Annotated in this window: 8 protein-coding genes; 5 read left to right on the top strand and 3 right to left on the bottom strand. The window is 54.0% G+C overall.

The features are described from left to right. Window positions 1–445 precede the first annotated feature (445 nt). Entirely contained in the window at window positions 446–1,591 is a 1,146-nt protein-coding gene (locus SBC1_RS14115; protein WP_165988228.1) for an acyltransferase, read from the top strand. A 388-nt stretch (window positions 1,592–1,979) separates the two neighbouring features. Further along, window positions 1,980–3,887, top strand: a complete 1,908-nt coding sequence (locus SBC1_RS14110) for an acyltransferase family protein (protein WP_165988226.1) — start codon at window positions 1,980–1,982, stop codon at window positions 3,885–3,887. A 247-nt stretch (window positions 3,888–4,134) separates the two neighbouring features. Here the strand turns inward: SBC1_RS14110 and SBC1_RS14105 are convergent, their stop codons facing one another. The 3 genes from SBC1_RS14105 to SBC1_RS40590 all read right to left on the bottom strand — a co-directional run bounded on the left by SBC1_RS14105 (window position 4,135) and on the right by SBC1_RS40590 (window position 8,815). After that, window positions 4,135–5,730 (bottom strand): hypothetical protein, encoded by a 1,596-nt coding sequence (locus tag SBC1_RS14105; RefSeq protein WP_165988224.1) that lies wholly within the window; start codon window positions 5,728–5,730, stop codon window positions 4,135–4,137. Between the two features lie 416 nt (window positions 5,731–6,146). Then, window positions 6,147–7,880, bottom strand: coding sequence for a hypothetical protein (locus SBC1_RS14100; protein ID WP_165988222.1), 1,734 nt, complete (start codon window positions 7,878–7,880; stop codon window positions 6,147–6,149). Between the two features lie 689 nt (window positions 7,881–8,569). Then, window positions 8,570–8,815, bottom strand: a complete 246-nt coding sequence (locus SBC1_RS40590; protein WP_165988221.1) for a helix-turn-helix domain-containing protein — start codon at window positions 8,813–8,815, stop codon at window positions 8,570–8,572. Window positions 8,816–9,273: 458 nt separating this feature from the next. On the opposite strand from SBC1_RS40590, the gene SBC1_RS14090 reads away from it, so the two are divergent. The 3 genes from SBC1_RS14090 (at window position 9,274) to SBC1_RS39880 (ending at window position 12,470) form a co-directional block, all read left to right on the top strand. Beyond that, window positions 9,274–11,142 carry a hypothetical protein gene (locus SBC1_RS14090; protein WP_165988219.1) on the top strand — a complete coding sequence of 623 codons (1,869 nt, stop codon included), beginning with the start codon at window positions 9,274–9,276 and terminating at the stop codon, window positions 11,140–11,142. Between the two features lie 242 nt (window positions 11,143–11,384). Then, window positions 11,385–11,984: a hypothetical protein gene (locus SBC1_RS39885; RefSeq protein ID WP_243830230.1), complete on the top strand. Its 600-nt coding sequence runs from the start codon at window positions 11,385–11,387 to the stop codon at window positions 11,982–11,984. Window positions 11,985–12,143: 159 nt separating this feature from the next. After that, entirely contained in the window at window positions 12,144–12,470 is a 327-nt protein-coding gene (locus SBC1_RS39880) for a hypothetical protein (protein ID WP_243830229.1), read from the top strand. Window positions 12,471–12,486 lie beyond the last annotated feature (16 nt).

The raw sequence follows: 12,486 nt of genomic DNA, 5'->3' as shown, positions 1-12,486 counted from the left end.
CGTCTCGCAGAAGGGGGCAACGCCGTAACATCAGCGTTGCCCTGATTCCGAGCTAGCTCAATCCCTTATTGGTCGTTCGCCGACACCATCTGAAGCTGCGGTCCTATTGCACAAGCGATCAAGCTTGAGGAAGTTTCGCATGAGCGAAGAGCATCTTCCCTTCTTCCGTCGCGTCGAGCTTGCCTGCAGGCTGGCGCGTTGCCGCGATGCCGCGATGCGCTTAGGCTCTTGACGCACCACTTCACGGACACCGAGCGCGACCTTGCGAAACAGTTTGTTCGGGCAGAAGTGGTTGTTCATCGAGCAATCAGCGCAGTCGCGTTGACTTGATTGGTAGGCAATTGCTCCCAACTCAGCATCGACTCAGTCTCAAGAAGGCCGTGCAGCGAGTTCGAGGATCTTACTTGGTGTAACATCCTTGAAACTACGACAGGCCAGATGAGCAATGAATCAGAAGTCCCAACGCGACCAAGCGCATATCCGAACCCTAGATGGTTTGAGGGGGTGCGCGGCATTGGCCGTGACGATGTTTCACGGCATATTGCATTTCAATGTATCGCTTATTCCGCGAGTTCTGTATGCCCCAGCACAATCTCTTTCGGATGGTACCGATATCTGGGTTAAATTTCTCCTAGCTATTTTCAATGGGGATAGCGCGGTCATCCTATTTTTTGTTTTGAGTGGTTATGTTCTGGGTGCGTCGCTTGATCGCACGCTGGATCGTGGTGAACCTGCTCTAGTAACATCCATCGAGTTTCTAGTAAAACGCGTGGCTCGAATATATCCGGCGATGTTCTTCTGCATGCTCGTTTATATGCTCTTATCTTTCGTATTCGTTCCGCATATTGAATATCCGGTAATTTCACCAATCACTGCTTTTCAAAGCGCGACGCTGTATGACATCGGTGTTCATGGACCATCATGGAGTTTGTTGGTTGAGGTCGTAGCGGCGCCGTTTGTCGTTGCGTTTGTGTTGCTTCGCCGAACGTTTGGTTTTTTTGCGTTGGTCCTGGCGATCGGTTACGCCATGCTGGCTATAGATTACCCAGTTCTAGTTGGTAGTCTGCCCAATCTTTGGCCGTACCTCGTTTCTTTTGGGATTGGAGTCGCACTGTCCTCGCCTGAATTCAAGGCTATAGATTTTGACGTGAAACCGACCCACCTTGCGATCTCTATAGTGCTTTTTGTATTCGCTCGGCACTTTGTCGCCCGTGGTAACATTTCGGGATTAATTGTTCACTCTTTTTTGGCGGGCTTGGTCGTTTTCACTGCTTCTCGAGCATACCGTGGCCTAGCCTATAAATTCCTCATCAGCCGTCCCGTCCAGTTTTTGGGTCGAATTAGCTATAGTTTTTACCTGCTGAACGTGCCGATTTTATACGCAGTGTGGGGAACCATATTAATTATTAACCCTCATCCCGAGAAACATTATCTGTTGTGGGGCGTCGGGTCCGCCTTGGTGACGACAATTTTAACCTTGCCGCTTGCCGTTTTTTCTGAACGGTTCATTGAACGTCCCGGAATATTTTTTATATCTTCTCTCATCAGACGTGTGAATAACTTGCGGAAGTCATTAGCGCATGCTTCGTAGGGAAACAAGCAAAGACATGTACTCGCGTTGGGCCAATTCGAAGAGCACCCAAAAAGCGTTTGCTGTTCGCCACTTCACGAGAGTGCGACCCTCTCTGTTGGGCCATGCTTATTGCCTAACGGTGGCAGGATCAGTTCAACGGCCGGACATTTCGCCGGCACTTATTCGGTCGTTGGCCTGGTTGAGGCCATTTTGCTGGTCATCGCCTGGTCAGGAAGCACGCGCAAGATAGGTCGGCAGTGGCCAAGGCATAAACGAAACAGCCGCTAACGAACGACGCGGACTCCGGTCGCGCATAGCGATTCGCGAGCGAAGAGGAGTAAGGTCTACCGCAGTCCGCCTGCTAAACTCCTGCGGGCCAAACACATAACTCTACCTGCCCCAAAAAATGTCCTTTAACAGTTCGACCCAATATCGACGCGATATTGATGGTCTTCGCGCGATAGCGGTACTCGCGGTAGTGCTATTTCATGCATTCCCTGCGTGGGTGCCCGGTGGATTTGTCGGGGTTGACATTTTTTTCGTGATTTCTGGCTTTCTGATCAGCCGGATCATCTTCTGGAAGTTGGAGGCAAATTCTTTTAGCTACGCCGATTTTTACGCACGGCGTATCAAGCGCATATTCCCAGCTCTTGCCGTTGTCTTGACAACGTGTTGCTTTACAGGCTGGTTCTGGATGCAGCCAGAGGAGTACAAAAGACTCGGACAAGAGGTGATTTCAGGCGGCGCGTTTTTCTCAAATATTGCGCTGTGGAGAGAAACAGGATACTTCGATGTGGCAGCCGAAACAAAACCACTGCTTCATCTGTGGTCGCTCGCCGTGGAAGAACAGTTCTATGTTTTATGGCCACTTCTCCTAGGCCTAATGTGGCGACGTCGCCTCAACTTCTTAACGGTCACGCTGGCCGTAGCCGTCGCATCGTTCGCACTGAACATCGCCACTGTTCATGCGCATCCAGATGCTGCTTTCTATTCACCACTTTCCCGCTTCTGGGAACTCATGGCTGGAAGTGTTCTTGCCCATCTTCAAGTGCATCACCCGAAGAAAATGGGTAGAAACGAAAACTGGCGCTCACTCGCGGGCGCTGGACTCGTTGCCGCAGGCATGGTGTTTCTCGGCCCCACAAGCACCTTCCCCGGCTGGGCTGCGCTTCTTCCTGTGCTTGGCGCTTTTCTATTGCTGTCGACCCCCGGGAGCTGGCTGAACCGGGTGGTCCTCGGGAACGCCGGCATGCGATCAATCGGCATAATCAGCTATCCTCTCTATCTTTGGCACTGGCCAATTCTTTACGCTGTGTCCAATCACGATCTATGGGCTCGCGCGGGCGGTTCCGGCGCTCGATTGATTGCGCTTGCCGTCGCCTTGTCCCTTAGCGTTTTGACGTATCTCTTGGTCGAAAAACCAATCCGTTTTGGGCATTTCCGAAAACGAGCGACTTTGCCATTGACAACGGCGGTGGCTGCTCTGGTGCTTCTTGGTGTGGGTATCGTGTGGACCGACGGATTCAGCTACCGAGCTCGCGGCGACACGGCGCAATTGGCGCAGCTAGCCGGAAAGTATCCTGCGACCGAGTGGCGTGATCACACATGTTTTCTGGATCCACAACAGGACGATTCCCGGTTTTCGGCCGATTGCTCAGCGTCTGGAACTCGGCCTTTGGTGTTTCTCTGGGGCGATTCGTATGCCGCCGCGCTCTACCCTGGCTTGCTGGCATTGCAGACGAACGACAGTTTTGGCGTTTCGCAGTACACAGCCTCGGCGTGCCCGCCGCTCATGAACGTCGATTTCTCTGACCGGCCGTTTTGCGCGGATATCAACCGGGCAACGCTCCGACGGATTGCACGCGTCAAACCGCAAACCGTCTTGCTCGGAGCCAACTGGGCATACGGGCGAATCTCGAAGAACTATAACGTCGAGCGACTTCAGGACACCGTGGCAGCTCTTAAGGCGATCGGGGTTCCGCGCATTGTAGTGGTGGGTCCAATGCCTCAATGGCAGAAACCGATGCCTTCAATGCTGGTTCAATGCGCGAGCCAAGAGACGATGGTCGGTACGAACGAGTTCTCCCGATGTGGTCTGGTTTTGGGCATCGACGACCTCGATCGGGACATGGAAAAGCGCGCGACGTCGCTCGGCGTTTTGTATGCTTCGCCCTATGCCGCCCTCTGCAACAAAGCGGGATGCTTAACCGTCATCAACGGCGCCGCCGTGAGCAGCTATGACGTGGGCCATCTGACACCGGATGCCTCCCGTTATGCCGTACGCAAAATGGCCCGGCTCATCCTGGTACGCTAACGTGCGGGTGACGCAGAGAAAAATTCTTGTCGCGAGCCACCAAGCCGTTCGCATTTCTGCCCGTGGTCACAAACCCGGTCTGTGTGTGCCATATACTGCCCCGATCGCGATAGCGTGAGCGCGCGTCGGCCACTTGCGTTGCCATCGTCTCGCTCGCCTCACTAATCTTCCCTGAGTACGCGCAACGAATCATGTACGTCAGAGCGGATTTGATCTGCCACGACATTGCATAGAGAGATCGGTCGGTTTATCGACGTGCAACTTCCATCGCTTCGATTTTAAGATGTCTGAAAGCCACTCCAATGTCCCGGTTGTCGCCAGGGGGGAATGTCGGCTTCGGTATTGTAATTTCGATCAGATCTCTTGGCTTTCGCATCGAAAATTCAATTGCGATTTCCGAACCCATTCCCGGTTCATTCCAGAAGGTCATTTCGCGCTTCGTGCGTCCAATCCGAATCTTCACCGGCATGCCGATGTTAGGGCCGTAGCCGCCGCCTTCGATAAGCAGCTTGAACCTCTTCGGCAGCGGCCGCGCCAGAGCAATAGCAACAGTTGATCCGACGCTCCAGCGTCCGCCTTCTTCCTCGAATGAGAGCCCTGTCACGCCTTGTACGAACGACGGATAGAGCGGCTTCGAAAAATCTATCCCCTCGTACACTGACGTCTTGTCCGTAACGTCGACCGATGCATCGGTCACTTGTTCTTGCGTCGGCTGCCGTACCGGCGTTTTCCGCGGGAGGGTCACAAGGCCCTTAGCCCACGGGCGTAACACGGTGCGTTTTGCTTCCCGCACAACGGCAGTCCGAATCGCCTCGGCGCGGCGTGCGGGGAGGAGGCCAGCGGCTGTCAGGTTCTTCTGCCAGACATCCTTGCAATACTCATCCGAGAACTTGAATGCCAGCGCCCGCTGATCATTTCGAACTTGTTCGATAAAGTCTTGGTTGCCCGACAGAATCTGCTCGACGCATGCCCGGGCGTCCTGCGCAGTGACACACCGTCCGCCAGCAATTTCCGGTGTCATCCGGCCGAGCAATGAGTCCTCGAAGTACACGACAGGCATACCGTTGATCGCTGCTTCGATAGGCGAATAATGGACGTGCCGCAGTTCGGTCGAATGGTAATAGAGGAGGGCGCAGTCCTGGTACAGACGGATCAATTCCGCGTCGGAGACGAAGCCCAATACGTGGGGGTCGTCGACCGGCACGTCCTGCGCGCCAAAAATCACGTGGGGCAGGTCGCCAAACTCTTCCTTGAATTTTCTATACACCGCTGAGTAGTAAGGATTGGTGACGCAATTCGGACACACGAACAGAATGCATTTGTCGCGGCCGGTGTACGTATTTTCAGTGCTCCAAAACGATTGGGGTACGCCAATTGGGAGGAACAAGGCCCTGTCGGAAATAAGGGGCGGTTCGCATTCCATTAACTGGTCATAGCCCTGAGCAAACACAAATTTTTCGCCTAGCTCGGCAATTCGTCCGAGGATTTCCGGGCCGTACATTAATTGAAGTACGTTCGTGTATGTTTGGGTGTTATCCAAGCCAAATGCCCGGAACATGATCGTCCCTTCAAACTTGGCTAGGGCTTCCGGGACTTGTTTCCCATAGGGAATGATGTAAATCGCGCCGAAATAACGATTCAGCAATTTCACGATGTCCGACGGCCACGCGGTCTCGTAAAAATTGAAGCTATTCAATCGTGCAAGCACGCGCTTGGGGATAGATAGCGTTTTGTCATAGCTGAAATCTACCGCGCCACTCCGGAAGCCGGTTGCTGTAGGTATGACCTTGGGAGTAAACACCTCGTATCCCAGTTCCACCAACAATTTTGCTTCATATGGCATTAGCGTCTTGTGGTTGAGCAACCAAAGTACACGCTTGTTTTTATATCGCATAACCTCCGAATTCCCTTTCTAATAAATTACTTTGGAAATGTTTGCCAAGAGTTTAGCGTAAACGAGTGTCTTCTTCTCCTCGAATCTCGAAACAATACAATGGGTCAAAAATGTAGGGATTGTGTAGGTTTTGTGACTGCAAAACCGTGTGCGATCGTCAAGCAACCGCGTTGCTCATGGGCCAGACTTAACGGCGTGTGGCAGTTGTCGAGTGCCGGCGGGGTGCACTGTGAGCCGCGTCGGCGGCGGTCGGCAGCACATTCGAGTGAGGGGCTCGCCTGCGATGCCAACACGGCAGAAATACGACTTCGGAGAACAGGCTTGTATAGTGAACCGGCTAGCCGGACCGCCGGATCAATTGCTCGCTACTCCCGGTCTGGCGCGACACAGTCTTCGCGTCGATAAACCGTCGCTTCGCGCACGCCGACCGCAACTCGCTGCACAATCGAATACTGGCTGAGAAGGGCGCGATCGGGGTCAGAAAGCGGCGTTGCCCATTGCCAGGTATTTACGACCAGAACATCGGGGCGATTTTTCGCTTGGCTGTAAAATGCCGCGGTCGCCATCGCGGCCGGATTGGCAGCGTCCCCTGAAAAATTCCATGTCGAAAGGGCAGTGGGTGCGAATGCGCCCATTAAGTAGAATCCTGGCCCCGTGCCGAGAACTGCCATCTGTGTTCCACAAAATCGCTCTGAGTTGATCGCGTGAGTCAGCTCGCTAATGAACGACGCTTGTTCGCCGTCAGTACGGAGGCCTTTAAACGTTCCTTCACGAACGAGGGTCAGATTGTGGAAAGGCGTAACGATCTGCCCATAGTAAAAGGTAAAGGTGGACCATCCGATCGCACAGCATGCAACTGCGCCAAGGAACAGGTTTGGCGTGCCTGCCGGAAGTCTATAAGTGGGCTGCGAAGACGCGGGCGATTTTTTTATCCCCATCGATGCGAAGGGTATCAAAGTCAAACACGCCGATAGCAAGCCGCCAATCGGAAAATTGTAGGGTCCGTTGAAGGCGGTGATCATGGTGGTAATACCCGCTGCAAAGCTCACCAGATAAATAATGCCGAAGGCGCGCGTGCCGCGATCGGCGGCCGAGTCCCGCAGTGCCCGAAATGCTTCGCCGACGCCCGCGACCGAGAGAACCAGTACGAGGTCGTGTGAGCGCATGAAAAGCGTCGGACTGCCGGTCGTCACAACGCCGACGACAATCCCCGCTGTAGCAAGGCCGGTAATCCACTGGCGATGCCGACCGAGTATTGACGATCCCCGGATGACTGCAACTATCAGTGCGCAAGCGAGAAGAATGGCGTAAGCCGGATGACTCGCGAATATTGATGCTGCGAAATTCGCTTTGCGGGCGAAGCCTCCTGACACGCTGTTGAACGCATTGGTGAAAAGCACCATGTCGAGCAAGCGGGATAGGCCAAAGGTAATGCCCAATGCCATCGCGGCGAGAGCCAGCGTTCCGCAACACGCAAACAGGTAGCGCAGCAGCAGGCTTCGATCAGTCTTCGCTTTTAGAATCAAGAAACTCAGCACGAGGAGTAATAGGAGTGGCGCCAGCATGGTCGGGTAGGCGACACACGCGAAGGCCCAACTGATCGCTGATAGCCAGAGCGATACCGGCAATACCAGGCGCTTCCCGGGCTGCGGAAGTGCCTGACTGAAATGCGTCGCAAACAGCACAAGAGCCGCTAAAAGCGAATACATGCCGATAGTGTTGTACGACGGTGCAGGTAGGCCAAATGGCACGAAGATCAACGCGCACGCCGCTACTAAGGTGGCCATCGGTCGGTCGTACCTGGGAGCCACGGCTCGATATAAAGCCGTCGACGCAAGGACTGCGATCGCGAGATACACCAGCCTGAGAAAGAGAATGAGGCCGTCGGATCCACCATTGATGGCGCGGAAAACAAGTGCAAGCGGATAAATCAGAAAATCTGCGGTCTGATGGACCATGAGATTGCGACTGTGTGCTATCCCTGTCTTCAGCCATCCGTCGACAAAGGCCGCATAGTAAGACTCATCGGACAGGTCAATCCCGATGGTAAGGCGTGCTGCTAAAAGCAAAATGCAGAGCCCTAAAACGATGACTTGCAAGCTGGGTTTCTCCTTTGTAACTTCATTTCGCTCAGTTCGGGGCTGAGTTGGTTTGAGTGTTTGGATTGGTTTTACTGTTTCGCTAGCAGGTTCGAGATCTATAAGCGGCGCGGACCGCCTTGTTATCGCCCCCGCGTGTTCCGTAAGACGACCGGCTTAACCGCTATTTCAAGCCGACTCGCATATGCTGAGGTGTCAAGCTGAGCCGGTGAGATAGCGCCGCTTCGAAAAAACGTTATGCGCGGAGTCGTCCGATTCAGCTCCAAACCAGGCCATCGTCAATGCGTGCGCCACAATTTCTACCGTCGTGGGCAGCTTGAGCAGTCAGCCAATCACCTCGTGGTTGAGCAGGTCCGGAACAATGGCGAGATACATCCAGCTCTCACTTTTCGAAGGTACGTGGTATCTGATGTTCGGACCTATTAGGCCGCACGGCAAAGGGGTTTCGATCGAAAATTCTCATCCATCGGCAGGCCGTGTTCGCAGTACGCGGTTCCTTAGTAGCATCGCGTGTGACAAACACGGATGCCATCTCACGCGTGCGCCGTTGAACTTGCACTTTACCGGCGGCAAAGCCGCGCAACTGCAAATTCACGCATCATGCACAGAACGGTGCATAAGCGCTTTGGAATTCAGCATGAATGGCTGGGATCATCGCCAGCATTTGATCGTCCGTCAACCACTTTAAATCAGGGTTGCCGTCCCGCTTCCGCGCTCGATAGCCGCCAATACTTACCTCGTGCCCGGCAAAACGCTGCAGCGGGCGCCGATGCGTAGCCAACAGGGGAGCTGTTTCGCATGAGTTCACGGCTGATAGTGCCCGGTGAGCGCCCGAGTATGCGGGCTTGGCCCGCATACTCGGAACCTGCAGATGCAAGCTTGCAATGGTTAGGCGTTCTTCCGGCTGCAGTTGTTGGTAAGAAGTTGCAGTTCACATTTGATCGCGCTCCGGATTAAAGCACTTTCACAATAACTGCTTCACGGATTCGAATTTCCGCGATAGCTCCGAGCCCCGGTATGGCCACCGGAGATCCATTAAGTGTCTTGCTATCACGACACCGCTGGCATGACGCGCACTGGGGTTCTACATGAACATACGTAGTGCCACCGAACCGCAAAGCAGTCCCTGACTGCGCCGGACAATCTGAAGTTACCTTTGAATGCCCTAATGGAAGAGCTCAGCGATTTGGAGGCTCGGATCGAGGGGGCTTTTATGATTCATCAAGCTGGTTTGCGATAAACTGCCGCCAAATGTACCGAGAGGCCTCCCATGAACGCAGAAGCTAAGAAGCTGTGGTTACCAGTGGTCATCATCTATCGCACCGCTTGCCAACGGTGCCACGTGGCAGGTGATCGGGTCGGATCGTCGCAGCTGTTTCCATAAGGTCTAAAAATGAAGAATCAAACAGGGCTCCGACTGAGCCCCTTGTTGCTTGGCGCGAGCGCTCTCCTATTCTTGATGTTCAGGTACGGCCCGTACTTTCAGAATGGCAGCCCCGACTACATCCTGCATTTCACACTGATTGACGAGATCATGCGATCGGGTGGCGTTGCTGCGGACGCCGCCGACCGCATCAGCGTCATGGCGTTTTATCCACCCGTCTCTCATTGGATGGCGGCTTTGATCGGATGGGTAGGCGGATCAGGCCTTGTAGGTATCAGTCTTGTCACAGTAGGCGCGACATTTTTCACCTATCTGATCGCAGCACGAATTGTTGCGGACACGCCCATTCGGCTAGCTTTATTTTTGGGTGCCTTCTTACTAATCCAAAGAACGCAATCGCTGGTTGGATGGGAAGTCGTCCTCAATTTTTTCTACCCGCAACTAGTGGGCGACGCATTTTATTTCTTCGCGCTTTTGTGTCTGGTCAAAGTCGAGCGTCTATCCTATCGATCAGCGATTTTCATCATCATGGGAACGCTGACGATGTGGGTGCAGCCTCTCAATGCCATCCATATCATGGCAACCGGCTGTTTTCTGCTTGCACTGGAGTTGCTGCGGCTTTGGCGTGATCGCAGGGCGTTTCCCCTTCAGGGCGCCGTCGCTGCTGGCGTAGTCGTCCTGTTGACGCTCGTTATCCTGGTTTCGCATCCCGAGTTCAAGTTGATGCGACAGATCTCGTCTAACAACGGGGCTCTCGAGTTCGCATATTCGATGCCGTTGGTGGTTTTCATTTGCGCTGTCATTTGTGCTTTGAACGCGTGGCGATACGTGTTCCGCAATGCCGAAAAAGCGGATCTTGTCCTTGGCGCTGCCGGGCTGGCAGCATGCTCACTGGTCGTATTGCAATATCTGGCATGGTCACTGCACGGCGACGGATCGCCTTATGCCGTTAAGAAGCACATGTACATTGTTGTGACGGTCGGCATGATGAATGGCGTCAGGCTGCTGGCCGCTCTAATCGACAGACCCAGCATGCGTAACCGGTTACTGGTGGATTGCGCTACTCCGCTGCTTGCAGCCTATATGGCAACCTGGGTGCTGCGAGCGTTCACTGAGCCTCTCTCGCCCACTGTCCGCGCATTTGAGCAAGCAAAGGAATTGGCCACCTACCAATTCCAGCAACTGACTTCGGAAAACGCAGTCTTCTACGACAAATCACTCCCCTTGATATCGAATGCACTGATATCAAGAGTTGTTTTCAATCATCCTCTCGACTACAGATGGTGGTCGGGAATGAAGATCACAGATGGGGTTCAATATGCGGTTGTTCCCCGCATCCCTTTCGATAAGAATTGTTCTCCGAATCACGCCTGGAGCTCGGAATACGTGGCCATCGATAGCTCGTGCCTGATGCAATATCAGCCGGGAGACGTCATATCTTTTTCCTCGTCGGGCAATGGTCGGGTACTGCTCGGCCGCGGGTGGTATGGCACCGAACCGTGGGGAACATGGGCTACCAATGATGCCGAGATTCAGATCACGATCCCGAAGAATCGCAAGATCCCGAATCAACTCGATGTCGACGCCATGGCGTACATCAGCCCGCCCCATGATCGGCAGCAGATTATCGTCGAGGTCAATGGAACAAAAATCGCGGAGTGGGATTTCACTTCTGCCTCTCCTCAAGGGCCCCGCACGGCGACCATTCCTGCCGATCTGATTAAAGACGGCACCCTGAAGATCGTCTTTCGGGCGCCCGGAGCGGTCTCGCCGAGCCAGTTGAGCGCCTCCGCAGATAATCGAGTGTTTGGGATTGGCCTCAAGACCCTTACTTTACGCGACGCGCCCGCAACATCTTCCGACACAACTGGCGGATGACTCGTAAACTCGCTGGCAGGTAGATGAGTTGCCTGGAGACATCTTCGTCGATTCTCCAGGCGCCGCTCAATCAGTTCGATCTGACGATCTGAATTTTGGGCCCGCGTCCGAACTGCATGCGTCCAGGCCGCCTGTTAGTATGGCTGAACGAAGCGGTTTTTTGCCGCATGGTTTAATTTGAATGGTGCCGCTCTTCCGTCCGCGCTCGGTGATTAGGGGCGAATAAATGAAGTAAGGCGACTATGCCTTTTACTCATATCACGCCATTCCGTCAGCTCATCCGAGCCTACGCTGCGATTCTAAACATTGACAAGGAAATATCGAGGCAGTCCCGAAGTAAGGAGATCGCCGCTGAGGTAGAGGCGGTCACCGCTGAGGTAGCCGCTGTCTGTTCAGACCTGTCGCGGCGGGTGACAGCTATTGAACAGCAGATTCCCAAATTCGATAGCGATTTTGATCACCGCGTGGCAAGCGTGTTGCGTGAGCATATTTATTTGCCTCAACCATCGCGTTGGTCGGCGGAGAAGCTCTTCCTGCCTTTCTCGACCTGCAGCGCGGCAGATTTCATTCACCCGCGTTATGCCCAACTTTGCAGAACCCTTGCACATCCGGTCCAATTCCATCGAAAGGTATGGGAATGGATATTCGTGTATTACCACCTTGAGCGACTGGGCGTTCTCAAGGAAAGCTTTCTGGGCGTGGGGTTTGGCGTTGGCACAGAGCGGCTGCCGTCCGTATTTGCCAACTTGGGCGCCGGCATCTTAGCCACAGACGCGCACGCCGAAATCGGACTTTCTTCCGGCTGGACCGAAACCGGTCAGGTCAGCACAGCGATACCTTGAACGAGTTTCTTGATCCGGATCTCGTCAGCAAAGAGGTATTCAACAGCAAGGTGTCGCACCGGTTCTCTGACATGAACGCCATTGATGCGGACCTGAAGGGGCTTTGACTTCACGTGGTCTTGCTGCAGTTTCGAACACCTCGGGTCCCTCGAGGCCGGCATGCAGTTTGTGATCAACAGTCGTGAAAATACGCTTAAGCCGGGCGGCGTGGCGGTCCATACAACTGAATTCAACTTGTCTTCAAACGATGACACGATTGATAGCGGACCGACGGTGTTATACCGCCAGCGCGACATGGGGGAATTGGTGTCGAGCCTGGAGATGCTTGGCCATGAGGTCCAACCTTTCGTGATCGCACCCGGTTCCCACTTCCTGGATTTTCACGTAGACCTTCCCCCTTACTCGAATGAACCGCATTTGAAGATCAAGTTTGGGAGGCACGTCACAACGTCGGCTGGCATCGTGGTCAAGAAGCGGCTTACTTGACAGACTTACGTGACAG

It is taken from the genome of Caballeronia sp. SBC1 (assembly GCF_011493005.1).
Lineage (GTDB): Bacteria > Pseudomonadota > Gammaproteobacteria > Burkholderiales > Burkholderiaceae > Caballeronia.
Note: the sequence above shows the minus strand (reverse complement) of the source record. Positions and strands in the feature narration are given on the sequence as shown.